Source organism: Streptomyces sp. NPDC127100 (genome assembly GCF_042724095.1).
GTDB lineage: Bacteria > Actinomycetota > Actinomycetes > Streptomycetales > Streptomycetaceae > Streptomyces.
On sequence record NZ_JBHXFL010000001.1, the window covers coordinates 408022 to 432547 of the forward strand.

The 24526-nt window shown below is 69.1% G+C and carries 21 protein-coding genes; 9 read left to right on the plus strand and 12 right to left on the minus strand.

Annotation, left to right across the window (positions count from 1 at the left end):
• Positions 1 to 8 precede the first annotated feature (8 nt).
• The 7 genes from gyrA to dnaA all read right to left on the minus strand — a co-directional run bounded on the left by gyrA (position 9) and on the right by dnaA (position 12145).
• Positions 9 to 2603 (minus strand): DNA gyrase subunit A, encoded by a 2595-nt coding sequence (gyrA, locus tag ACFWJB_RS01985; protein WP_385464844.1) that lies wholly within the window; start codon positions 2601 to 2603, stop codon positions 9 to 11.
• Positions 2604 to 2645: 42 nt separating this feature from the next.
• Positions 2646 to 4706 carry a DNA topoisomerase (ATP-hydrolyzing) subunit B gene (gene gyrB / locus ACFWJB_RS01990; RefSeq protein WP_385464847.1) on the minus strand — a complete coding sequence of 687 codons (2061 nt, stop codon included), beginning with the start codon at positions 4704 to 4706 and terminating at the stop codon, positions 2646 to 2648.
• Between the two features lie 425 nt (positions 4707 to 5131).
• Positions 5132 to 5704, minus strand: a complete 573-nt coding sequence (locus ACFWJB_RS01995; RefSeq protein WP_385464851.1) for a DUF721 domain-containing protein — start codon at positions 5702 to 5704, stop codon at positions 5132 to 5134.
• Positions 5701 to 6822 (minus strand): DNA replication/repair protein RecF, encoded by a 1122-nt coding sequence (recF, locus tag ACFWJB_RS02000; protein ID WP_385464854.1) that lies wholly within the window; start codon positions 6820 to 6822, stop codon positions 5701 to 5703. The genes ACFWJB_RS01995 and recF overlap by 4 nt, the downstream gene beginning before the upstream one ends.
• Positions 6823 to 6858: 36 nt before the next feature.
• On the minus strand, positions 6859 to 7734 hold the full coding sequence (gene gnd / locus ACFWJB_RS02005; protein ID WP_385464857.1) for a phosphogluconate dehydrogenase (NAD(+)-dependent, decarboxylating): 876 nt from the start codon (positions 7732 to 7734) through the stop codon (positions 6859 to 6861).
• Positions 7735 to 7922: 188 nt separating this feature from the next.
• Positions 7923 to 9053 (minus strand): DNA polymerase III subunit beta, encoded by a 1131-nt coding sequence (dnaN, locus tag ACFWJB_RS02010; protein WP_385464860.1) that lies wholly within the window; start codon positions 9051 to 9053, stop codon positions 7923 to 7925.
• A gap of 1100 nt (positions 9054 to 10153) precedes the next feature.
• Positions 10154 to 12145, minus strand: a complete 1992-nt coding sequence (dnaA, locus tag ACFWJB_RS02015; RefSeq protein WP_386919674.1) for a chromosomal replication initiator protein DnaA — start codon at positions 12143 to 12145, stop codon at positions 10154 to 10156.
• Positions 12146 to 12522: 377 nt separating this feature from the next.
• On the opposite strand from dnaA, the gene rpmH reads away from it, so the two are divergent.
• From rpmH to ACFWJB_RS02060, 9 genes are all read left to right on the plus strand, one after another.
• On the plus strand, positions 12523 to 12660 hold the full coding sequence (gene rpmH, locus ACFWJB_RS02020; RefSeq protein WP_003956500.1) for a 50S ribosomal protein L34: 138 nt from the start codon (positions 12523 to 12525) through the stop codon (positions 12658 to 12660).
• Between the two features lie 21 nt (positions 12661 to 12681).
• Positions 12682 to 13053 (plus strand): ribonuclease P protein component, encoded by a 372-nt coding sequence (gene rnpA, locus ACFWJB_RS02025; protein WP_318213578.1) that lies wholly within the window; start codon positions 12682 to 12684, stop codon positions 13051 to 13053.
• Positions 13050 to 13424: a membrane protein insertion efficiency factor YidD gene (yidD, locus tag ACFWJB_RS02030; RefSeq protein WP_385464866.1), complete on the plus strand. Its 375-nt coding sequence runs from the start codon at positions 13050 to 13052 to the stop codon at positions 13422 to 13424. The genes rnpA and yidD overlap by 4 nt, the downstream gene beginning before the upstream one ends.
• Positions 13425 to 13427: 3 nt before the next feature.
• Positions 13428 to 14705, plus strand: a complete 1278-nt coding sequence (yidC, locus tag ACFWJB_RS02035) for a membrane protein insertase YidC (RefSeq protein WP_386919677.1) — start codon at positions 13428 to 13430, stop codon at positions 14703 to 14705.
• Between the two features lie 15 nt (positions 14706 to 14720).
• Positions 14721 to 15233, plus strand: coding sequence for a protein jag (locus ACFWJB_RS02040; protein ID WP_385464872.1), 513 nt, complete (start codon positions 14721 to 14723; stop codon positions 15231 to 15233).
• A 126-nt stretch (positions 15234 to 15359) separates the two neighbouring features.
• Positions 15360 to 16079: a 16S rRNA (guanine(527)-N(7))-methyltransferase RsmG gene (rsmG, locus tag ACFWJB_RS02045; RefSeq protein WP_189230177.1), complete on the plus strand. Its 720-nt coding sequence runs from the start codon at positions 15360 to 15362 to the stop codon at positions 16077 to 16079.
• Between the two features lie 318 nt (positions 16080 to 16397).
• The gene (locus ACFWJB_RS02050) at positions 16398 to 17471 is read left to right on the plus strand and encodes a ParA family protein (protein ID WP_385464879.1); all 1074 of its coding nucleotides are present in this window, start codon (positions 16398 to 16400) and stop codon (positions 17469 to 17471) included.
• Entirely contained in the window at positions 17468 to 18568 is a 1101-nt protein-coding gene (locus ACFWJB_RS02055) for a ParB/RepB/Spo0J family partition protein (protein ID WP_385464882.1), read from the plus strand. Before ACFWJB_RS02050 ends, ACFWJB_RS02055 begins: the two co-directional genes overlap by 4 nt.
• A gap of 326 nt (positions 18569 to 18894) precedes the next feature.
• Positions 18895 to 19512: a GNAT family N-acetyltransferase gene (locus ACFWJB_RS02060; protein WP_385464885.1), complete on the plus strand. Its 618-nt coding sequence runs from the start codon at positions 18895 to 18897 to the stop codon at positions 19510 to 19512.
• A gap of 75 nt (positions 19513 to 19587) precedes the next feature.
• On the opposite strand, the gene trxA is transcribed toward ACFWJB_RS02060, so the two are convergent.
• The 5 genes from trxA to ACFWJB_RS02085 all read right to left on the minus strand — a co-directional run bounded on the left by trxA (position 19588) and on the right by ACFWJB_RS02085 (position 24423).
• Positions 19588 to 19920, minus strand: coding sequence for a thioredoxin (trxA, locus tag ACFWJB_RS02065; RefSeq protein ID WP_063482508.1), 333 nt, complete (start codon positions 19918 to 19920; stop codon positions 19588 to 19590).
• A 41-nt stretch (positions 19921 to 19961) separates the two neighbouring features.
• On the minus strand, positions 19962 to 20930 hold the full coding sequence (gene trxB, locus ACFWJB_RS02070; protein WP_385459289.1) for a thioredoxin-disulfide reductase: 969 nt from the start codon (positions 20928 to 20930) through the stop codon (positions 19962 to 19964).
• Between the two features lie 139 nt (positions 20931 to 21069).
• Positions 21070 to 21975, minus strand: a complete 906-nt coding sequence (locus ACFWJB_RS02075; protein WP_386919681.1) for an anti-sigma factor family protein — start codon at positions 21973 to 21975, stop codon at positions 21070 to 21072.
• Positions 21972 to 22697 (minus strand): RNA polymerase sigma factor SigM, encoded by a 726-nt coding sequence (gene sigM, locus ACFWJB_RS02080; RefSeq protein WP_386919683.1) that lies wholly within the window; start codon positions 22695 to 22697, stop codon positions 21972 to 21974. The genes ACFWJB_RS02075 and sigM overlap by 4 nt, the downstream gene beginning before the upstream one ends.
• A gap of 28 nt (positions 22698 to 22725) precedes the next feature.
• On the minus strand, positions 22726 to 24423 hold the full coding sequence (locus ACFWJB_RS02085) for a protein kinase family protein (protein WP_386919685.1): 1698 nt from the start codon (positions 24421 to 24423) through the stop codon (positions 22726 to 22728).
• Positions 24424 to 24526 lie beyond the last annotated feature (103 nt).

The following is a 24526-nucleotide window of genomic DNA, read 5'->3' on the forward strand; positions in this document are numbered from 1 at the left end:
TCCTCGTGCTACTCGGCCGAGGGCGCCTCACCCTCGTCCGTGCCGGTGGTCGCGACACCCTCGGCGGTCTCGTCGACGACGACATCGCCGTCGACCTCCTCCGCCTCGCGTCCCGCCTCGGCGTTGCGCGCGATCCCCACGACGGCATCGCGCTTGCCCAGATTGATCAGTTGGACGCCCATGGTGTCACGGCCCGTCTCCCTGACTCCGCTGACTCGCGTACGAATCACACCGCCCGAGAGTGTGATGGCGAGGATCTCGTCGTTCTCCTCGACCACCAGCGCACCCACGAGCGACCCACGGTCCTCGACGATCTTGGCAGCCTTGATGCCGAGACCGCCGCGGCCCTGGACGCGGTACTCGTCGACGGAGGTCCGCTTCGCGTAACCGCCGTCGGTGGCAGTGAACACGAACGTACCGGCTCGAACAACATTCATCGAGAGCAGCTCGTCCCCTTCGCGGAAACTCATGCCCTTGACGCCCGAGGTGGCACGGCCCATCGGACGCAACGTGTCGTCGGAGGCGGTGAACCGGATCGACTGCGCCTTCTTGCTGACCAGGAGCAGATCGTCCTCGGCCGAGACGAGTTCGGCGCCGATCAGTTCGTCGTCGCTGCCGTCCTCCTGCTGGCGCAGGTTGATGGCGATGACACCACCGGCGCGCGGCGAGTCGTAGTCCTTCAGCGGCGTCTTCTTCACCAGGCCTGCCTTGGTGGCCAGGACCAGGTAGGGCACCGCCTCGTAGTCGCGGATCGCGCGGATCTGGGCGATGGTCTCGTCCGGCTGGAAGGCCAGCAGGTTGGCCACGTGCTGGCCACGCGCGTCGCGGCCGGCGTCCGGCAGCTCGTAGGCCTTGACCCGGTAGACCCGGCCCTTGTTGGTGAAGAACAGCAGCCAGTGGTGGGTGGTGGACACGAAGAAGTGGTTGACGATGTCGTCTTCCTTGAGCTTCGTGCCGCGCACGCCCTTGCCGCCGCGCTTCTGGGCCCGGTAGTCGTCGGTCTTGGTGCGCTTGATGTAGCCGCCGCGGGTGACCGTGACGACGATGTCCTCCTCGGCGATCAGGTCCTCGATGGACATGTCGCCCTCGTACGGGATCAGCTTGGTCTTGCGGTCGTCGCCGTACTTCTCGACGAGCGCGGCCAGCTCCGCACTGACGATCCCCCGCTGGCGGACCGGCGAGGCGAGGATCTCGTTGTACTCGCTGATCTTCGCCTGGAGTTCGTCGTGCTCCTGGACGATCTTCTGCCGCTCCAGGGCGGCCAGTCGCCGCAGCTGCATCTCGAGGATGGCGTTGGCCTGGATCTCGTCGATCTCCAGGAGGTCCATCAGGCCCCCGCGCGCGATCTCGACGGTGTCGCTGCGCCGGATCAGGGCGATGACCTCGTCGATGGCGTCCAGGGCCTTGAGCAGACCGCGCAGGATGTGCGCGCGCTCCTCCGCCTTGCGCAGGCGGAACTTCGTGCGCCGGACGATGACCTCGATCTGGTGGTTCACCCAGTGCCGGATGAACGCGTCCAGGGAGAGGGTGCGCGGCACCCCGTCGACCAGCGCCAGCATGTTGGCGCCGAAGTTCGTCTGGAGGTCGGTGTGCTTGTAGAGGTTGTTCAGCACGACCTTGGCGACCGCGTCCCGCTTGAGCACGATGACCAGGCGCTGGCCGGTGCGGGAGCTCGTCTCGTCGCGGACGTCCGCGATGCCGCCGATCTTGCCGTCCTTCACCAGGTCGGCGATCTTCTGCGCGAGGTTGTCGGGGTTGGTCTGGTACGGCAGCTCCGTGACCACCAGGCACTGGCGGTTCTGGATCTCCTCGACCTCGACGACCGCGCGCATGGTGATCGAGCCGCGCCCGGTGCGGTAGGCCTCCTCGATGCCCTTGCGGCCCACCACCAGGGCGCCGGTCGGGAAGTCGGGGCCCTTGATGCGCTCGATCAGCGCGTCCAGCAGCTCCTCGTGGGAGGCCTCGTAGTTCTCCAGGTACCACTGGGCGCCGGCCGCGACCTCGCGCAGGTTGTGCGGCGGGATGTTGGTCGCCATGCCGACCGCGATACCGGCCGAACCGTTGATCAGCAGGTTCGGGAACCGGGCGGGCAGGACGGTCGGCTCCTGGGAGCGGCCGTCGTAGTTGTCCGTGAAGTCGACGGTCTCCTCGTCGATGTCGCGGACCATCTCCATCGACAGCGGCGCCATCTTGCACTCGGTGTACCGCATGGCCGCCGCCGGGTCGTTGCCCGGCGAGCCGAAGTTGCCGTTGGAGTCGACGAGCGGCATCCGCATCGACCACGGCTGGGCGAGGCGCACCAGGGCGTCGTAGATGGAGCTGTCGCCGTGGGGGTGGTAGTTGCCCATGACGTCGCCGACGACGCGGGCGCACTTGTAGAAGCCGCGCTCGGGGCGGTAGCCGCCGTCGTACATGGCGTACAGCACCCGGCGGTGCACGGGCTTGAGGCCGTCACGGACGTCGGGCAGCGCACGCGAGACGATGACGGACATCGCGTAGTCGAGGTACGAGCGCTGCATCTCCGTCTCGAGCCCGACGGGCTCGACACGCATCGCCAGGGCGTCGCCCTCGGGCGTCGTCACAGGGGTGTTCTCGTCGGTCATTGCTGGTGAAGGTCCTTCCTGGTGCGGTCAGCTGAGACCGACTCAGATGTCGAGGAAGCGGACGTCCTTGGCGTTGCGCTGGATGAACGCGCGCCGGGCCTCGACGTCCTCGCCCATCAGCACCGAGAACAGGTCGTCGGCCTGCGCGGCGTCGTCGAGCGTGACCTGGCCGAGCACGCGGTGCTCCTGGTCCATGGTGGTGATGCGCAGTTCCTCGGCGTTCATCTCACCGAGACCCTTGAAGCGCTGCACGGAGTCCTCGCGGATGCGCTTGCCGGCCTGGCGGCCCATCTCGATCAGCGCGTCGCGCTCGCGGTCCGAGTACGCGTACTCGAAGTCGTCGCGGCCCCACTTGATCTTGTAGAGCGGCGGACGCGACAGGTACACGTGACCGGCCTCGACCAGCGGCCGCATGAAACGGAACAGGAAGGTCAGCAGCAGGGTGTTGATGTGCTGGCCGTCGACGTCGGCGTCCGCCATCAGGATGATCTTGTGATAGCGGAGCTTCTCGATGTCGAAGTCCTCGTGCACGCCCGTGCCGAACGCGGAGATCATCGCCTGGATCTCCTGGTTCTGCAGGATCCGGTCGATGCGCGCCTTCTCCACGTTGAGGATCTTGCCGCGGATCGGGAGGATCGCCTGGTACTGCGGGTTCCGGCCGGACTTGGCCGAACCGCCGGCGGAGTCGCCCTCGACGATGAAGATCTCGCACTTGGTCGGGTCGTTCGACTGGCAGTCGGACAGCTTGCCCGGCAGGGACGCCGACTCGAGCAGGCCCTTGCGGCGGGTCAGGTCACGCGCCTTGCGGGCCGCCACCCGCGCGGTGGCCGCCTGGATGCCCTTGCGGATGATGTCCGCGGCCTCGTTCGGATTGCGGTCGAGCCAGTCGGTCAGGTGCTCGTAGACGACCTTCTGCACGAAGGTCTTCACCTCGGTGTTGCCCAGCTTCGTCTTGGTCTGGCCCTCGAACTGGGGCTCGCTGAGCTTGACCGAGATGATCGCGGTCAGACCCTCGCGGATGTCGTCACCCGTGAGGTTGTCGTCCTTGTCGCGCAGCAGCTTCTTGTCGCGCGCGTACTTGTTGATCAGCGAGGTGAGCGCCGCCCGGAAGCCCTCCTCGTGCGTGCCGCCCTCGTGCGTGTGGATGATGTTGGCGAAGGAGTACACGCCCTCGGTGTAGCCGCCGTTCCACTGCATCGCGACCTCGAGGGACAGGCTCTTGTCCTTGTCCTCGGCCTCGAGGTCGATCACGGTGGGGTGCACCAGCTCTCCCTTGCGGGAGTTGAGGTACTTCACGAAGTCGACGATGCCGCCCTCGTAGTGGTACGAGACGCTCTTGACCTCGTGCTTCTCGTCCTCGCCCGCCTCGTCCGCGCCGGCGGTGGCCTTCGCCGACTCGCGCTCGTCAGTGAGGTTGATCTTCAGGCCCTTGTTGAGGAAGGCCATCTCCTGGAAGCGCCGGGAGAGCGTCTCGAAGGAGTACTCGGTGGTCTCGAAGATGTCGCCGTCGGCCCAGAAGGTGACCGACGTGCCGGTCTCCTCGATGGCCTCGTGCCGGGCCAGCGGTGCCGTGGGGACGCCCAGCTTGTAGTCCTGGGTCCAGCGGTAGCCGTCGGTCCTGACCTCCACGGACACCTTCGTGGAGAGGGCGTTGACGACGGAGACACCCACGCCGTGCAGACCGCCGGAGACCGCGTAACCGCCGCCGCCGAACTTGCCGCCCGCGTGCAGAACGGTCAGCACGACCTCGACGGCGGGCTTGCCCTCGGAGGGGACGATGCCCACCGGGATGCCACGGCCGTTGTCGACGACCCGGACACCGCCGTCGGCGAGGATCGTCACGTCGATGGTGTCCGCGTACCCGGCCAGCGCCTCGTCGACGGAGTTGTCCACGACCTCCTGCACCAGGTGGTGCAGGCCGCGCTCACCGGTCGAGCCGATGTACATACCGGGTCGCTTGCGGACCGCGTCCAGACCCTCGAGGACGGTGATGGCACTGGCGTCGTACGAGGCATGAGCCTCTGCGCTGACGGTGCTCACCGCGTCGTTCACGCCGGTGTCGGTGGACGGGTTGTTCTCGTTGGGGTTGCCGGAATCGGCCACGAAGCGCCCTTTCTGGCACAGCACGAGCCGGGCTCGTCGGCGGGTTGCCGGAGCGGCTGCGGCATGTTGCGTTGGTAAGCCTTGATCAGCGTTGCTCAGCTTGTCCCGGACGGTCCCCACGTTCGGGGCGGGATTGTCTTCCATTCTACCGGTAGCACTGACACTGATGGGGGTTTGCCGGTGCCTGAGTTCGCATGTGCCGCCCTGAACGAGCCTCTCCCGACTCCCGATATACGGAAGGGGGCCTCAAGAGGCTCACGGCGGCACTCAGCGCTTCGAGGCGTCAACCCTTGGCTACTTGGGAGTCAGATCGGGATTCGCAACCCTGTGCGGGGGTACGACGAGCCGGGCGCCGACGGCCCGCACCGGCCCTCGACGCCCGAAAATGTGAGGTACCTCACCAACCCGCAGTGCGGGCGGGCGAGTCACCCGTAGGTGTCCCCGGGCCCCTTGCTGCCCGGCGCGCGCAGCGGTCCGTACCGCCGGGCGGAACCGCCAGGACCTCCCGGACCGTGCACCTTGATCACCCGGACCGAGCCGTGCCCGAGGTCCTCGTTGAGCCGGGCGACCAGCGTCGGGGCGAGCAGCCGCAGATTCGTCGCCCAGGCCGTCGAGTCGCACCGCACGACCAGTACCCGCTCGTCCTCGTCGTACCGCTCGGGCACGCAGTGCTTGGCCACGTCCTCGCCCACGATCTGCGGCCAGCGGCCCATCACACCGCCCACGGCGGCCGGCGTCTCCCAGCCGCGCTCCGTGATCAGCCGGTTGATCGCCGACCCCAGCGCCATCGGGTCGCGACCGTCGGCGCGCGCACCGGAACGCAGCCCCCCGCGCCGCGCCTGCCGCTTCTGCTGCGCCGCGTCCCCCCGCGCGCGTGCCGCCTCCCGCGCCGCCCTCAGCGCCACCCGTGCCAGGTCCACCCCGGACGGCTCGGGAGCCCTGCCGCCCTTGCCCTGGTCGTCCCCGGCGTTCCCGGGGGCCGGCCCGTCGGTGCTCATACGCGCTCCACCGTCCCCTCCGCCACGGCGAACCGCGCCCCCGCCAGCACGTGCGGCACGTCGTCGTCCACGGCGGCGGTCACCAGCACCTGCTCACCGGGCGCCACGAGTTCGGCCAGCCGCTCCCGGCGGCGCGCGTCCAGCTCGGCGAAGACGTCGTCGAGCACCAGCACCGGCTCGTTGCCCTCGGCGCGCAGCAGGTCGAACGACGCCAGGCGCAACGCCAGCGCGTACGACCAGGACTCGCCGTGGGAGGCGTATCCCTTGGCGGGCAGCTGACCGAGCTTCAGCAGCAGGTCGTCCCGGTGCGGGCCGACCAGGGTGACACCCCGCTCGATCTCCTGTTTGCGGGCCTCGGCCAGCGCTGCCGTCAGCTGCTCGTAGAGGTCCTCGCGCGTGTGCGCCTCGCCGGGCGCCGACGGCTTGTACTCCAGCGCGACGGGACCACCGCCGGGAGCGAGCTGCTCGTACGCCTTGTCGGCCAGCGGCTGCACCGCGGCGATCAGGTCCAGACGCTGCGCCAGCAGTTCGGCGCCCGCTCGCGCCAGGTGCTGGTCCCAGACGTCGAGCGTGGACAGGTCCATCGTGCGGCCACCGTGCCGCCGGGCGAGCGCGGCCGACTTCAGCAGGGTGTTGCGCTGCTTGAGGACCCGGTCGTAGTCCGAGCGCACCCCGGCCATGCGCGGGGAGCGGGCGGTGATCAGCTCGTCGAGGAACCGGCGCCGCTCACCGGGGTCGCCCTTGACCAGGGCGAGGTCCTCGGGCGCGAACAGCACGGTCCGCACGATGCCCAGCACGTCACGCGGCCTGACCTGCGACGACCTGTTGATCCGGGCACGGTTGGCCTTGCCCGGGTTCAGCTCCAGCTCGATCAGCTGCTGCCGCTCGCCCTGCCGCACCTGCGCCCGGACCACCGCCCGGTCGGCGCCCATGCGCACCAGGGGGGCGTCCGAGGAGACCCGGTGACTGCCGAGGGTGGCCAGATAGCCGACCGCCTCGACGAGATTGGTCTTCCCCTGCCCGTTGGGGCCGACGAAGGCGGTGACGCCCGGGTCCAGCGGGACCTCGACCCGGGCATAGGAACGGAAGTCGGCCAGCGACAGATGCGTGACGTGCATGGTCGTTCGCCGACCTCCCCAACCTTCGGGTGTTGCCTACTTCTTTTCCACCGCGTGACCACCGAACTGGTTGCGCAGCGCGGCGATCATCTTCATCTGCGGCGAGTCGTCCTGCCGGGACGCGAACCGCGCGAACAGCGACGCCGTGATCGCCGGCAGCGGCACCGCGTTGTCGATCGCGGCCTCCACAGTCCAGCGTCCCTCACCGGAGTCCTGTGCGTAACCGCGCAGCTCGTCCAGGTGCTCGTCGTCGTCGAGCGCGTTGACGGCCAGGTCCAGCAGCCAGGAGCGGATGACCGTGCCCTCCTGCCAGGAGCGGAAGACCTCGCGGACGTTGTCCACGGAGTCGACCTTCTCCAGCAGCTCCCAGCCCTCGGCGTAGGCCTGCATCATCGCGTACTCGATGCCGTTGTGGACCATCTTCGCGAAGTGGCCCGCGCCCACCTTGCCGGCGTGCACGGCGCCGAAGTCGCCCTCCGGCTTGAGGGCGTCGAAGACCGGCTGCACCTTGGCGACGTTCTCCGCGTCGCCGCCGTACATCAGCGCGTAGCCGTTCTCCAGGCCCCAGACGCCGCCGGAGACACCGCAGTCCACGAAGCCGATGCCCTTGGCGGCCAGCTCCTCGGCGTGCTTCTCGTCGTCCGTCCAGCGGGAGTTCCCGCCGTCCACGACGACGTCGCCGGGCTCCAGCAGCTCTCCCAGCCGGTCGACGGTGGCCTGGGTGGGCTCACCGGCCGGGACCATCACCCAGACCACGCGGGGGGCGCTGAGCTTGCCCACAAGCCCTTCCAGGCTGTGGACGTCCGCGAGATCCGGATTGCGGTCGTATCCGACGACGGTGTGGCCCGCGCGGCGGATCCGCTCGCGCATGTTGCCGCCCATCTTGCCGAGGCCGACGAGACCGAGCTCCATCAGTTGCGTTCCTTAGGTCTGCGAGGTGGCGTGGCGGCACGCCCGCACCCGGCGGATGCGTGCCGCGGCACTTTCGTACCCGCGTACGAGCCTAAACCCGCAGCCCCGTGCACAGCTGTGGGCATACGCGCTCATGCGTACGCCCCCACCTGGGCCTTTGTCCTCAGCCTGTGGACGACCGGGCGGCGTCAGCCGCTCAGCCGCACCGGCATGATCAGGTACTTGTAGGCCTCGTCCGCCTCGGCGTCCAGCGCGGGCCTGCCGCTGAGCAGCGCCGGCTTCGTGGACGTCGTGAAGGACAGCTGGGCCACCGGCGAGTCGATCGCGCTCAGGCCGTCCAGCAGGAACGTCGGGTTGAAGGCGATCGAGATGTCGTCGCCCTCCAGCTGGGCGTCCACCCTTTCCACAGCCTGTGCGTCGTCGCTGGAACCGGCCTCGAGGATGAGCACGCCCTGCTCGAAGCTGAGCCGCACCGGGGTGTTGCGCTCGGCGACCAGGGCCACGCGCTTGACGGCCTCCACGAAGGGGGCGGTCTCGATCACGGCGACGCTGTTGAACTCCGTCGGGAAGAGCGTCTTGTACTTCGGGAGGTCGCCCTCCAGCAGGCGGGTCGTCGTCCGGCGGCCCGCGCCCTCGAAACCGATCAGGCCCTCGCCCGCGCCCGACCCGGACAGCGCCAGGATCACCTGGTCGCCGCTGGTCAGCGCCTTGGCGGTGTCCAGGAGCGTCTTGGCGGGCACCAGGGCGACCGCGGAGGTCTCCGGGTCCTCCGGCTTCCACAGGAACTCGCGGACCGCGAAGCGGTAGCGGTCGGTGGACGCCAGCGTCACCGTGTCGCCCTCGATCTCGATGCGCACACCGGTGAGGACGGGCAGCGTGTCGTCGCGGCCGGCGGCGATGGCGACCTGCTGCACGGCCGCCGAGAAGACCTCTCCGGGGACGGTGCCCGTGGCGTTCGGCATCTGCGGCAGGGCCGGGTACTCCTCCACCGGCAGGGTGTGGAGGGTGAAGCGCGAGGACCCGCACACCACCGTCGCCCGTACACCGTCTGTGGAAATCTCCACCGGCCGGTTGGGCAGGGCACGGGAGATGTCGGCGAGCAGCCGCCCGGAGACGAGGACCGTGCCCTCCTCCTCGACCTCCGCCTCCACCGACACGCGTGCGGAGACCTCGTAGTCGAAGCTGGACAGGCTGAGCTGTCCCTCCTCGGCCTTCAGCAGCAGGCCCGCGAGGACCGGCGCCGGCGGACGGGCCGGGAGGCTGCGAGCCGCCCAGGCCACTGCCTCCGCGAGTACGTCGCGTTCCACCCGGATCTTCACTGTTGCCGCCTCCTGCTGTTGCCGGCGCTTCTCGCCCTGCTTCGCCTTCGTCGTCTGACCCGGTGTCGCCGGCCCCGGTGAGGGGCAGAACACCGGGGACCAGTCTGACGCACCGCACTGACAGTAGGTGCCCTTCGGGGTCAAGTCGTGCCGAGGGGCGGTCGGGCTCGAGAGCTCGAGTTGTGCACAGGTCCCGCTTCGAAACGATTCCCGCTCTCTCTCTAGTCGGGAGTAGTAGTAGGGCCTGTGGATACCGTGGATAACCTCGTTTGCCCAGGTCAGCGCAGGAATTTTGTCCACGGGGCCTGTGGGCGGAGCCGGTGGACAACTGGGCGTCTCTGTGGAGAACAGAAAGTTCTGCACACGCCGTGCACAGGGAGGAGCGACTTCTCCCCAGCGCCGTCCCCAGGTTTACCCACCTTTCCCACAGCCCAATCCAGGCCCTCGGTGTGACGCCTTTCACTCGAGGCGGTGACGAGCCGCTCCGGGTTGCCGAACAGTGGACAGGCATGTGGAGAAGCCGGTGATCGCTGGGGACAACCGGCTCCAGCCTGTGGGCCGCCGGTGGACAACTTGACGCACGGGCTGGGGGACTTTTCGTTGTCCACAGCCTGTGGAGATCTTTTGTCCACGGATCCACAAGGTGCTGACCTGCCCTGATCATTCCTCAACAGCCAAGCCTGTGGACAGGATCGGGACAACTTCCCGGTCCCCAAGCTGTGGAGGGGAAAAAGTCGCCGAATCTGTGGAGAGAGGCCGTAACCCGGCAGGTATTCGAACAGCGAGGGCCGGGAGCGGGGTCGGCACGATCGGTGCAGCGGCGGGTCCGGGAGCCTTCCGAGCCGCGTCCGAAGCCTTCAGGGCCACCTCGGGAAGCCCCCGCGGCCGGCTCCGGAGCCTCCCGGAGCCGCGTCCAGAGCTCCCGGGGGCATGCCTGGGGCTGCTCGAGGCCGTATCCGGCAGCAGGCCCGTGCCTGCGCGGCCGCGCGGCACGGCCGCATCCGGCAGCCCCGCGCCGCGGCCCCGCAGGTACGGGAAAGGCGCCCCCGGAACTCTCCAGGGGCGCCTTCAGGACACCGGTCGGCCCGTGCGGGCGGCCGTCAGCCGTTCTTGATGCGGTTGGTCAGCTCCGTCACCTGGTTGTAGATGGAGCGCCTCTCGGCCATCAGATTGCGGATCTTGCGATCGGCGTGCATGACCGTGGTGTGGTCGCGGCCGCCGAACAGCGCGCCGATCTTCGGCAGCGAGAGGTCCGTCAGCTCGCGGCAGAGGTACATGGCGATCTGGCGGGCCGTCACCAGTGCGCGGCCGCGGGAGGTGCCGCACAGGTCCTCGACGGTGAGGCCGAAGTAGTCGGCGGTGGCACCCATGATGGCCGTGGACGTGATCTCGGGAGCCGAGTCCTCGCCGCCGGGGATCAGGTCCTTGAGGACGATCTCCGTCAGGCCCAGGTCGACCGGCTGCCGGTTGAGCGACGCGAACGCGGTGACGCGGATCAGCGCGCCCTCCAGCTCGCGGATGTTGCGCGAGATGCGGGAGGCGATGAACTCCAGTACCTCCGGCGGGGCGTTGAGCTGCTCCTGTACCGCCTTCTTGCGCAGGATCGCGATGCGCGTCTCGAGCTCGGGCGGCTGGACGTCGGTGGTCAGGCCCCACTCGAAGCGGTTCCGCAGCCGGTCCTCGAGCGTCACCAGCTGCCGGGGCGGCCGGTCGGAGGACAGCACGATCTGCTTGTTGGCGTTGTGGAGGGTGTTGAAGGTGTGGAAGAACTCCTCCTGCGTCGACTCCTTGTCCGCCAGGAACTGGATGTCGTCCACGAGCAGGATGTCCATCTCGCGGTAGCGCTTGCGGAAGCTGTCGCCCTTGCCGTCGCGGATGGAGTTGATGAACTCGTTGGTGAACTCCTCCGAGCTCACGTACCGCACGCGCGTGCCGGGGTAGAGGCTGCGCGCGTAGTGCCCGATCGCGTGCAGCAGGTGGGTCTTCCCGAGGCCCGACTCCCCGTAGATGAAGAGGGGGTTGTACGCCTTGGCGGGCGCCTCGGCGACGGCGACGGCCGCCGCGTGGGCGAAGCGGTTGGAGGCGCCGATGACGAAGGTGTCGAAGAGGTACTTCGGGTTCAGGCGCGCGGTGGGCTCGCCGGGACCGGTCGCCGGCGCCGGCTGTGCGGCCAGCGGGCCGGGAGCGCCGGTGGCGGGTCCGGGACCCACCGGACCACCGCGGTGGACGTGGCCGGAACCCGGCGGCGGCTCGGGGAGATCACGCCGGGTGCCGCGCTGGTCGTAGTCGCCGCGGGGCTGGTCGTAGTCCGGGCGCTGGGCGTCGTACGGGGGGCGCTCGGACGGCTGCGGCCGGCGGTCCTGGGGGCGTCGGTCCTGCGGGTACGCGTCCTGGGGGTACGGCTCCTGGCCGTAGGAGTCCTGGGAGTAGGAGTCCTGCGCGTAGCCGTCCTGCTGGGGTGAGGAGTGGGAGGAGTAGCCGTCCTGGGGCGGGCCGTACGGGTCCTGCGGCGGCGAGGCGTACGGGTCCCGCTCCGGGAAGCCGAGTCGCTGCTGCTGCCAGCCGTAGTCGTCCTGCTGGGACGGGCGGGGCCAGGAGCCGGGCTCGGGGCGCTGGTACTCCTGCGGGTAGGCGGGGCGGGCGCTGGGGAGCGGGTCGGCGCGGTGGCGGCCGTACCCCTCGTAGTCGTCACGGTTGTGGTTCCCCTGGCCGCTCTGGCCCGCACCGCTGCCTCCCGGGCCGGGCGACGGGAGCTCGGGCTCCTCGTAGCGCGGCTGCGGGCGGGCGGGCGGCGCCGGCGGGGCCGGGGGCTCGCCCGCGGTCTCGTCGACGGTGATCGCGATGCGGATGGGGCGCCCGCACTCCCGGCTCAGCGTCTCGCTGACGACGGGGGCGAGACGTCCCTCGAGCACGCCCTTCGCGAACTCGTTGGGTACGGCGAGGAGGGCGGTGTCGGCGACCAGCGCCAGGGGCTGGCAGCGGCGGATCCAGTGCTCGTCCTTCGATTCGACGCCTTGCCCGCGGCCTTCTCCGAGCAGCTGCTCCAGTACGCGTGGCCACACTGCGGCAAGATCGGCAGGTACGTCAGCCACAGGGCACGCTCTCTCACGAGTCCCTCGAAGGTGTGATTCGGGGACGGGTCGGGATGAAACTCGGGTGGGGCAGGGATAAGGGAACGAATCGGAGTTCAGTCACGGTAGTCAGCGCGACCGGTAGGGTTCAAGTCGTTGTCCCCAGCCTGTGGACAAGTGTGCCTCGGTCACCTCTGGTTTGACCGAATGGCGCAGTCTCACGTACCGTAACCAGGTCGAGTTGTCGATGGCTGCTGCCGCCTGCCTCCGATGGGCACAGGTCACGTCCAAGGTGATCGAAAAAGCGGTGCACTCGGGCGTGACGAGAGCTACTCGTGGGCGCACGGTGACAGCCAGGACGGCACCCCGCCAACCCCGAATCTTTCTGGAGCCCCCGAGTGAGCAAGCGCACCTTCCAGCCGAACAACCGTCGTCGCGCGAAGACCCACGGCTTCCGGCTGCGTATGCGCACCCGTGCCGGCCGCGCGATCCTCGCGTCCCGCCGCAGCAAGGGTCGCGCCCGTCTGTCCGCCTGATCCCGGTCAGGTCATGACATCGTGCTGCCCACCGAGAACCGGCTGAGGCGGCGCGAGGACTTCGCGACCGCGGTACGACGGGGCCGCCGGGCCGGCCGCCCGGCTCTCGTCGTCCACCTTCGAAGCGGTGCCACGGACCCGCACGCGCCTGGGGAGAGCGCTCCCCCGACACGTGCGGGTTTCGTCGTGAGCAAAGCCGTCGGTGGCGCGGTGGTGCGCAACAAGGTGAAGCGCAGGCTTCGCCATCTGATGCGCGACCGGGTCGACCTGTTCCCCCCCGGTAGCCTGGTAGTCGTACGAGCGCTGCCCGGTGCGGGTGACGCCGACCATGCACAGCTGGCCCGAGACCTGGACGCCGCCCTGAAGCGGCTACTGGGAGGGGGTGCGCGATGAAGTACCCGCTGCTGGCTCTGATCAAGCTGTACCAGTGGACGATCAGTCCACTGCTCGGGCCGGTCTGCAAGTACTACCCGTCGTGTTCCCACTACGGCTACACGGCCATCGACCGGCACGGTGCCATCAAGGGAACGGCACTCACCGCCTGGCGCATCCTGCGGTGCAATCCGTGGTCGCTGGGCGGGGTGGACCATGTTCCGCCGCGCAAGCGCCCGCGGTGGCACGAAATGCTGCGTGACGCCTGGCGTGCACGCAGGGGCGGGCCCTCCGCCGCCGAACCGGCCACCGAGGGACAGGCTTCTCCCACGAGTCCGTCCAGTCCCTCGGGCCCGGCCGCAGAGACCCAGTCCCATGCCCAAGGAGCATGATTAGTGGACACGATTGCCAGCCTCTTCAGCTTCATCACGACACCTGTCTCCTGGGTCATCGTCCAGTTCCACAGCGTGTACGGCGCCATCTTCGGCCCTGACACCGGGTGGGCCTGGGGCCTGTCCATCGTGTCCCTGGTGATTCTGATCCGCATCTGCCTGATCCCGCTCTTCGTGAAGCAGATCAAGTCGACGCGCGCGATGCAGACGCTCCAGCCGGAGATGAAGAAGATCCAGGAGCGCTACAAGAACGACAAGCAGCGCCAGTCCGAAGAGATGATGAAGCTGTACAAGGAGACGGGTACCAACCCGCTCTCCTCGTGCCTTCCCATCCTGGCGCAGTCCCCGTTCTTCTTCGCCCTGTACCACGTGCTCAACGGCATCGCGACGGGCGACACCATCGGGGTGATCAACGAACGCCTGCTGGAGAGCGCTCAGAAGGCCCACATCTTCGGTGCCCCGCTCGCGGCGAAGTTCACGGACGGCTCGTCCAAGGTGGAAGCCCTCGGGTCGACCATCACCGACGTCCGCGTCGTCACCGCCATCATGATCGTCCTGATGTCGGCGTCGCAGTTCTTCACCCAGCGCCAGCTGATGACCAAGAACGTCGACACGACGGTGAAGACGCCGTTCATGCAGCAGCAGAAGATGCTGATGTACGTCTTCCCGGTCATGTTCGCCGTCTTCGGCATCAACTTCCCGGTCGGTGTCCTCGTCTACTGGCTGACCACCAACGTGTGGACCATGGGCCAGCAGATGTACGTCATCCGCAACAACCCGACCCCGGGTTCCAAGGCTCAGGCCGCCTACCTGGAGCGCCTGCACAAGCACGTCACCGAGCACGGCAGGACGCGTGGCCGAGGCGAGAAGGCCATCGTGAAGGCGATCGTGGCCAAGGGCCGGGACCGCAACGAGTTCGAGCGCAAGTTCATCAACGGTCTGAACAAGGCGGGTCTCGCGGCCCAGCCCGACGGCACCGTACTGAAGAGCGACGCCGCCGTCGCCGCACAGACCGAGGACGGCACTCCCGTCACCACGGGCACGCCCAAGCGTCAGCAGCCCAAGCGGCAGAGCAAGTCCCAGCGGCAGTCCGCGAAGGTGGCCGGCGAGGCCGAGCCCAAGACCTCGCTCACCAAGTCCGACGAGCCGGAGGACCCCAAGCCGGGCACCCAGCCCGCCGCCAAGAAGTCCGCTCAGAAGCCCGGCGGCGGTGGCCGCAGCAAGGCCCAGTCCGGACAGCGCAAGGGCCCGCAGCGGCCCAAGTCCCCGTCGAAGAAGTAAGAAGGAGTCCATCCCGTGACGGAAGGCACCACCTCCGCCGCTGCCGAGGGTGCAGACACCCTGACTCGCCTCGAGCAGGAGGGCGAGATCGCCGCGGACTACCTGGAGGGTCTGCTCGACATCGCCGACCTGGACGGCGACATCGACATGGACGTCGAGGCCGACCGTGCCTCTGTCTCGATCATCAGCGACTCGAACAGCCGCGATCTGCAGAAGCTGGTCGGCCGGGACGGTGAGGTGCTGGAGGCTCTGCAGGAGCTCACGCGCCTGGCCGTGCACCGGGAGACCGGGGACCGCAGCCGGCTGATGCTCGACATCGCGGGTTACCGGGCCAAGAAGCGCACCGAGCTCTCCGAGCTGGGGGCGAAGGCCGCGGCAGAGGCCAAGAGCACCGGCGAGGCCGTGCGGCTGCAGCCGATGACCCCGTTCGAGCGCAAGGTCGTGCACGACGCGGTCAAGGCCGCGGGACAGCGCAGCGAGTCCGAGGGCGAGGAGCCGCAGCGCTTCGTCGTCGTGCTTCCCGCCTGATCGGTTCCCACGGTTTCCGGCCCCGTCTGTTGCGCAGGCGGGGCCGAATTTTGTCAGCCTGATAGTTCTGGTGGTTCTGGCATCGGCGCCCGGCGCGCCGATGCGGTACGGAAGGACGGTCCCCCCGTGACGGAGGCAGCGGAGCTTCCCCCTGTGCCCGAGCAGGCGCGTGAGGTGTTCGGTGATCGCTATGCGGACGCGGTCCGCTACGCCGAGCTGCTCGCCGAGGCGGGAGTGCAGCGGGGCCTGATCGGTCCCCGAGAGGTCCCGCGCCTGTGGGAGCGGCACCTGCTGAACTGTGCGGTGCTCTCGGAGGTCGTACCCGAGGGGGTGACGGTGTGCGACGTCGGCTCGGGTGCCGGCCTGCCCGGGATCCCGCTGGCGCTCGTCCGGGACGACCTCAAGATCACGCTCCTGGAGCCGCTGCTGCGGCGCACCAACTTCCTGACCGAGGTGGTGGAGCTGCTGGGCCTGGACCATGTGACAGTCGTGCGTGGCCGGGCGGAGGAGGTCATGGGCAAGGTCCCACCGGTACACGTCGTGACGGCCCGAGCCGTCGCGCCCCTGGACCGGCTGGCCACCTGGGGTATCCCGCTGCTGCGCCCGTACGGCGAGATGCTCGCCCTCAAGGGCGATACGGCCGAGGAGGAGCTCAAGGCCGCGGCCACGGCTCTGAGCAAGCTGGGGGCGGTGGAGACGTCGATCCTGCACGTGGGGGAAGGCGTCGTGGATCCCCAGTCCACCGTGGTGCGCGTCGAGGTCGGGGAGAGCCCCGGAGGCGTGCGCTTCGCCGCCAAGCGGGCCAAGGCGGCCCGGACGGGACGGGCACGCCGACGGCGCGGCTGATCAAGCGGTAACGCCGGGTCGTCCTGACGGTCCGGCGTACTCCACACAAGCCTCCCGCTCTACGTATGCCGGAGTGTCGCGGCAGTTCACCCTCGGGTGCTGTGCATCGTGTTTCACGTGAAACGTCGCTCACTGCTGCACGGCATCATCAGTCGTGGTCGCGCCGCGGCCGAACCCCGCGATCAGAGGCCCCTCGGGTCTCTGGCGGAGGAACCGGACTCTCCCGAGGCTTCGGCCCCCCTGCGGGGCACGGAGTTGTCCACAGAGGTGGATTTCTCCACAGAACGCCAGGCCTCACTGGTTCACGACCCCGAAGGCATGGGAGGCTCTGTTCATTGCGAGCCTGAAGTCGAGGAGAGTGAATCCTTGCGGTCCGACGCCAACATCGCGGGACCGATGACCGATCCGGTCCCCGGTCCCCGCACCGAGTCGACGGGGGCGGATGTTTCACGTGAAACACCGCCTCCGATGGACGACACTCCGATCGGTCGAGCTGCCCAGTTGGCGGTGGAGGCTCTGGGCCGGGCCGGCGAAGGCCTGCCACGGCCCGAGAAGACCCGCGTGATCGTGGTCGCCAACCAGAAGGGCGGCGTCGGCAAGACGACGACGACCGTCAATCTCGCCGCGTCGCTGGCGCTGCACGGAGCCCGCGTCCTGGTCGTCGACCTCGACCCGCAGGGCAACGCGTCCACTGCACTGGGGATCGACCACCACGCCGACGTTCCGTCCATCTACGACGTACTGGTCGAGAGCCGACCGCTCTCCGAAGTCGTCCAGCCGGTTCCCGACGTCGAGGGTCTCTTCTGCGCCCCCGCCACCATCGACCTCGCCGGCGCGGAGATCGAGCTGGTCTCCCTGGTGGCACGGGAGAGCCGGCTGGAGCGCGCGATCCAGGCGTACGAGCAGCCGCTGGACTACATCCTCATCGACTGTCCGCCCTCCCTCGGTCTGCTGACGGTCAACGCACTCGTCGCGGGCCAGGAGGTACTGATCCCGATCCAGTGCGAGTACTACGCGCTGGAAGGACTGGGCCAGCTGCTGCGCAACGTCGATCTGGTGCGGGGGCATCTCAACCCCACCCTGCATGTCTCGACGATCCTGCTCACCATGTACGACGGCCGTACGCGGCTGGCGTCACAGGTCGCGGACGAGGTGCGCAGTCACTTCGGCGAAGAGGTCCTGCGGACGAGCATCCCTCGCTCGGTCCGTATCTCGGAGGCCCCGAGTTACGGGCAGACGGTGCTGACCTACGATCCAGGATCGAGCGGTGCCCTCTCCTACCTGGAGGCGGCACGCGAGATCGCGCTGAGGGGTGTGGGGGTCAACTACGACCCGACTCAGGCACACGCCGGCGCACAGAACGATCCGAGCATGGTGGAGGGGATCCAGTGAGTGAGCGACGAAGGGGGTTGGGCCGTGGTCTCGGTGCACTGATTCCCGCAGCCCCGACCGAGAAGTCGGTGGCCTCGGCAGCCCTGGGGAATGCGACGTCCGCTTCCCCCTCGGCGGTGCCCGCGCTGCCCAACGACCGGGGAGTGGCGGCTGCGAAGGTGGCCGCACTGTCCTCTGTTTCACGTGAAACAGAGGACTCGGCGCCGTCGGCCGCAGCGGGCATGCCCGCGCCTCCCCTGGGGGCTCACTTCGCGGAAGTGCCTCTGGACTCGATCACTCCGAACCCGCGGCAGCCTCGCAAGGTTTTCGACGAGGACGCCCTCGCCGAGCTGGTCACCTCCATCAAGGAGGTCGGTCTCCTTCAGCCGGTCGTGGTCCGGCAGACGAGCCCCGGGCGCTACGAGCTCATCATGGGTGAGCGTCGTCTCCGGGCCAGCCGTGAAGCGGGCCTGGAAGCCATCCCGGCGATCGTGCGCGCCACGGAGGACGAGCAGCTCCTGCTGGACGCGCTGCTGGAGAACCTGCACCGCGCCCAGCTGAACCCGCTGGAAGAGGCCTTCGCCTACGACCAGCTGCTCAAGGACTTCAACTGCACGCACGACCAGCTGGCGGACCGCATCGGGCGGTCCCGTCCGCAGGTGTCCAACACCTTGCGCCTGCTGAAGCTGTCCCCGAAGGTGCAGAACCGTGTGGCCGCAGGAGTGCTCTCGGCGGGGCACGCTCGCGCGCTGATCTCCGTCGAGGACTCCGAGGAGCAGGAACGGCTGGCTCACCGGATCGTGGCCGAGGGCCTCTCGGTGCGGGCGGTCGAGGAGATCGTGACCCTGATGGGCTCCCGGCCGCAGAAGCCGCAGCGGGCCAAGGGGCCGCGAGCCGGTGCTCTCGTCTCCCCGGCACTGTCCGACCTGGCGACCCGGCTCTCCGACCGCTTCGAGACGCGGGTGAAGGTCGACCTCGGCCAGAAGAAGGGGAAGATCACCGTGGAGTTCGCCTCCATGGAAGACCTCGAACGGATTCTGGGCAGCCTCGCTCCCGGCGAGGGACCCGTGCTGCAGAAGGGCCTCGTGGCCGGTGAGGCCGAGGAGTCCGAGTCCTGACTCCGGCAGGTGGATCATCTGACGGTGATCCGGTTGACTAGGGGCGGGCTGTGTCCGGTGCATACCGGAACACGGCCCGCCCTTTGCCTTCTGCCGGTGCCCACTCCCTCGCATCGTGGATACGATGCGTTCGAGACGGCGCAGTCACCCGGCAGTACCTCTGAGAGGCAGGCAGGGGCCATGCGAATGATGAGCCGCATCGGACTGGTGAGCGCGGGACTGGGGCTGGGCGCGGTCGGTGGATTCATCGGCAGCCTCCTCAGGGAACGGAGTGCTCTCACAGCCGCCCGTGACGCGACGGGCGAGGAAAGCGAGGAACAGCCTTCATGGGGCGTCGGCTCGTACCGCTCACGCTGGACAACCTTCAGGACCTTCCCCAGCGCTGTCGCTCGTGCGTCTTCTGGGAGCTGGACCCCGTCAGCGGCGAGGCCGCGGTAACGGCGGGGACGTCCGCCACGGAGAAGGAAGCCTGGATCTCGGCCGTCCTGCTGGACTGGGGGTCCTGCGGTCGGGTGGTCTACGTCGACGACGTACCGGTGGGCTTCATGCTGTACGCCCCTCCTGCCTATGTGCCGCGCTCGACGGCGTTTCCCACCAGTCCCGTCTCTCCGGACGCGGTGCAGCTGATGACGGCCTTCGTGATGCCGGGCTACCAGGGTCAGGGGCTGGGACGAGTGATGGTGCAGACGGTCGCCAAGGACCTGCTGCGGCGGGGCTTCAAGGCGATCGAGGCCTTCGGGGACGCCCGCTGGAAGGAACCAGCCTGTGTGCTGCCGGCGGATCACCTGCTGGCTGTGGGCTTCAAGACGGTCCGGCCGCATCCGTACCATCCGCGGCTGAGGCTGGAGCTGCGGTCCACGCTCTCGTGGAAGGAAGACGTGGAGATGGCACTGGACCGTCTGCTCGGGGCCGTCCAGAAGGAGCCGGCGCTACGGCCGCTGTGAGGGTGGCCCACCAGAGGGCTCAACACGAATGGGCCGGCCCAGACGGGCCGGCCCATTCGTGTTTCACGTGAAACATCAGTCGGCGATGAAGTCCTCGAGGTCGCGAACGATCGCGGCCTTGGGCTTGGCGCCGACGATGGTCTTGGCGACCTCGCCACCCTGGTAGACATTCAGCGTCGGGATGGACATGACGCCGTACTTGGCGGCCGTACCCGGGTTCTCGTCGATGTTCAGCTTGACGATCTCGATCTTGTCGCCGTACTCGGCGGCGATCGCCTCGAGGGACGGTGCGATCTGGCGGCACGGTCCGCACCAGGCGGCCCAGAAGTCCACCAGGACGGGCTTGTCGCTCTTGAGGACGTCCTGCTCGAAGGAGTCGTCTGTCACTTGCTTCAGGGTGCCGGCCACGGCGGGCTCCTTAACTGGTTGGTGCGGGAGGCGGATGGGGGTCAGACAGTGGTCTTCTCGGGCTCGGCCTTGTCCTCGTCGGTGAGCGCGGCGAGGAAGCGCTCGGCGTCGAGGGCGGCGGAGCAGCCGGTGCCGGCGGCGGTGATCGCCTGCCGGTAGGTGTGGTCGACCACGTCACCGGCACCGAAGACGCCGGTCAGGTTGGTGCGGGTCGAGGGGGCTTCGACCTTCAGGTAGCCCTCCGAGTCCAGGTCGAGCTGGCCCTTGAAGAGCTCGGTGCGCGGGTCGTGGCCGATGGCGATGAACAGGCCGGTCACCGCCAGGTCCGAGAGCTCACCGGTCTTGATGTTGCGCAGCTTCAGTCCCGAGAGCTTCTGGTCGCCCTGGACCTCGGCGACCTCGCTGTCCCAGACGAACGTGATCTTCGGGTCGGCGAAGGCACGCTCCTGCATCGCCTTGGAGGCGCGCAGGGTGTCGCGGCGGTGGACGATCGTCACGGACTTGGCGAACCGGGAGAGGAACGTGGCCTCCTCCATGGCGGTGTCACCGCCGCCGATCACGGCGATGTCCTGGTCCTTGAAGAAGAAGCCGTCGCAGGTCGCGCACCAGGAGACGCCACGGCCGGACAGGGCGTCCTCGTTCGGAAGGCCGAGCTTGCGGTGCTGGGACCCGGTGGTGACGATGACGGCCTTCGCCCGGTGGACCGTGCCCGCGGTGTCGGTGACCGTCTTGATCTCACCGGTGAGGTCCACGGCGACGACATCGTCCGGCACCAGCTCGGCGCCGAAGCGCTCGGCCTGGGCGCGCATGTTGTCCATGAGCTCGGGGCCCATGATGCCGTCCTGGAAGCCCGGGAAGTTCTCCACCTCGGTGGTGTTCATCAGCGCGCCGCCCGCGGTGACGGCGCCCTCGAACACCAGCGGCTTCAGCGACGCGCGCGCGGTGTAGAGCGCCGCCGTGTAGCCGGCGGGCCCGGAGCCGATGATGATCACGTTTCGGACGTCGCTCACGGCTTGATTCCTCGTCTCTGGACTGCGTCTTCGATGCCGGGTAGAGCTTCTGTCGGTGCTCTCACCCCACCCAACGGATCCTAAGGGGCGTGCATTCCCGCTGTGTCCGGGCACACGGCGGGCGAGGGGGGCGGGTGCCTCAGGGACGTGCGTAGGAGTGCTGGAGAAGCACGGTGGCCTTGCCGACGGCGGGCTGGGCCACGCAGGCCGAGTCGACGATGTAGGCGGTGACCCGGCTGTCGTTGAGGGCGTCGGGCAGCACCACGAGCAGGGCTTCCTTGCCCTTGTAGACGCCCTCTTCCGTGGCGAGCGCCGCCTCGTCGCGGCCGATGGCCCTCTGGACGCACTCGGGAACGACAACGGTCGGCTGGGTGAAGACGTGGTTCTCCGTCTCGGACTCCGTGCCGAAGCTGCGCGGCGTACGCGAGCCGCTCCGCGGGCTCTGTCCGTCGGCGATGAGGCCGGCGACCTGCTTCTGCAGCTTCGCCTCGGCGAAGGTGTCCACGGGGGCGGTCTGCTGCCCCTGGGCCGTGTCCTCGGACGGGCTGCCTCCCGTGACCGACGACACGATCACGGAGCCGATCCCCAGGGCGGCCGCCGCGGCCACGGCCCCCAGGACGGCGATCCTGCGCCGTCCGTACCGCCTGCGGTCCTTGCGACCCGGGCCGGTGGTGGCGGTCCGGGCGCGCCCGGAGGGGCGGTTCGCCGCCGACGTTTCACGTGAAACCTGCGCGCGGTCCGGGACGGGGCTCTCGCCTTCAGCGGCTGTCGACGTCGCCGGAGCGGCCGGACTCAGCAGTGCCTCGGCGGCGAGGGCGGCGTCTATGCGGGCCGCCACGTCATCGGGCATCCGCTGCGGCCCCGACAGCGTGCCGAGCAGACCCTGGATCTCCTCCAGCGACGCGTACACGTCCGCGCAGGATTCGCAGGTCTCCAGGTGCCGTCGTACGTCCGTGGTCCGCGAGGGCGGGAGGATGCCTTCGGCGAGGTCGGAGATCTCCGCGACGTCCGGATGCCCGGCCGTCTCTGTCGTCGACGACGTCACGCTCGTCCACCTCCGCCCTTCACTGCGGCTGAATCGCTCTGGCCTGCTTCCGGTGGGCCCGTCCGGTGCGGTCCCGCTGCGGGTGGGACGGATGCGCCCCGCGTCCGGTTCCGCTCGGAGCCGGGCTTCTCGTCGCCACCGTTGCCCTCCGGGCGCAGGTGGGTGAGCAGCGGCAGAAGTCTGGCTCTGCCACGGGCGCACCGGCTCTTGATGGTGCCGACCGGTACGTCGAGGATCCGTGCGGCCTCGGCCACGGGATAGCCCTGCATGTCGACGAGGACGAGAGCCGCCCGCTGATCGGCCGGCAGAGTGCCCAGGGCTTCGACGAGCTGGCGGTGCAGGTCGTTGCGCTCGGCGGGGGCCGACGCGGACTCGTGCGGCTCCAGCAGCTGCTCCAGGCGTTCGGCGTCGTCGACCGGGGCGGTCTTGCGGGAGGCGGCCTTGCGGGCACGGTCCAGGCAGGCGTTCACCGTGATCCTGTGCAGCCACGTCGTGACGGCCGCCTGCCCCCGGAAGGTGTGCGCGGCCCGGTAGGCGGAGACGAGCGCGTCCTGGACTGCGTCAGCGGCCTCCTCGCGGTCCCCCAGGGTGCGCAGGGCGACTGCCCAGAGCCGGTCCCGGTGACGGCGGACGAGCTCACCGAAGGCGTCGGGATCACCTTCCACATGCCGGGCGAGGAGGTCCTGATCGGTCACGCCCTCGCCACTCGTGGCGTCGGCCATCCAACACCTCTCCTCGCGGCAGATGCCGTCAGCTGGTCACCTTGACGTCCGCCAGTCGGCCGCGCCACTCCCCGGTGTCCGCCTGCCTCGGCAGATCGGTGAGCCACACCAGCAGGTACCGGCTCTGGAAAGCCTTGTCGGGCTTGAGCTCCACCGTCGTTCCGGAGCCCTCGGCGACCTTGTCGTAGGCGTCGAACGACGCCGGTTCCGCGGTGGCGTCCGCGCCCGCGCTGCGCAGTTCGACGGACGTACTGCCGACGAAGGTGACAGTCACCTTTCCGACCTGCTGGACCTTGCCGAGATCCACGATGACGCCCACCCCCGACTTGAGGCGGCCGAAGTCGGAACTGAGGTAGTAGTCCGTCTGCCAGTACGTCGAAGGGCTGCCGTCGTAGACCTTCTCTATCTCGGACGGCTTCTCGGACTGGTCACCGAAGGGGTCGAAGTCCCGGGCACCGCTGATGGCGACCGGCTTGCCGGACACCGGGATCTTCGGGCTCTTGTCGTCGGTGTCCGTGGTCTGGGTCCGGTTCTGGTCGTCGGCCTTGCCACCACGCTCCATGAGCGCGTCCGCCAGCTGCCAGCTGCCGAGGCCCAGTGCGGCGATCAGCAGGGCGGAGACGGTCCACTTCAGCGCCTTGCCGGTGCGGCTCTGCAGCGGGGGCGGCGGGGTCGGCACCGGCTGGGTGATGCCGGGGTGCGGTGCCGGACGGCCGTAGGTGCCCTGCTGGTACGAGGTGTGCTGATACGCGGGCGGCGCGGTGAACGCCGGCTCCGGCGGGCGGATGCGGGGCATCTCGCCGATCGCCTTGACCAGCTCCTCCGGCGTGGTGCACGGGGACTCGTGGCGCGAGGCGGTGGCGCCCTCGTTGACGAGCGCCCGCATGGCGAGCTCGGAGAGGCCGCGGTGGACACCGGCGCGTACCTGGTCCGGCGGGATCAGGCCGATGTCCTTGGGCAGGCCCGCCATGCCGTGGGCGTCGCTCTCGTACGGCCAGCGCTGGGTGAGCGTGGCGTACAGCAGGGCGCCGATGGCCTCGGTGTCGGTGCGCTGCGGCGTGTCGGAGCTGATGCCCCGCAGTGCGGCGCTGACGGCCAGTCCACGAATCCGCCACTGGCCCGTCGAGGTGCGCAGCACCGCGTTGGGGTTCAGGCGCAGATGGGCGAGGCCCTCGCGGTGGGCGGCTGCCATCGCGGACGCCACCTGACTGACCATCTGGTAGGCGTCGTACGCGTCGAGCGGTCCGGCGGCGAGGAGCGCGGTCAGTTCGGTCGCGTCGGGGAGCCATTCGTGGACGACGTAGACGAGGTCGTTGTCCTCCACGGCGTCCAGCACCTGGACGAAACGCGGATCACCGAGAAGGGCGGCGGAGCGCGCGGCGGCCAGCACGGAACGGGCCCGTGCGTGGTCCGCCGGCAGGACGTGGACCCCGACCGCGCGGCGGAGCTTCTCGTCGACGGCGCGCCAGCTGCTGAAGCCGTCCAGACGGGTGACGCACTCCTCGAGGCGGTAGCGTCTGGCCAGCTTGTGCCCGCTGTGCAGTTCGGGAGGCGAGGCCTTGCCGGACTCCTCGCTCTTGGGGCTTCCCTGAGCCTCGTCGCTGTCCGTGTCCCGCTCCCGGTTGTTGGCCACCCCGTCGGCCGTGGACTGGTCCGCCTGTGCGGTCAGCGGCTTCTCACCGCTGTTGTCTGCCACGTCGACGGCAGCTGTGCTCCGTTCCGCCACCGTCGTTCCTGCCTCCCCATTCGATGCACGCCGACCGACTTCCGATGCGCGCAGCCCGACGCCGAACCCAATTGTGCCCACAGTCCGCCGCTATGCACGACAC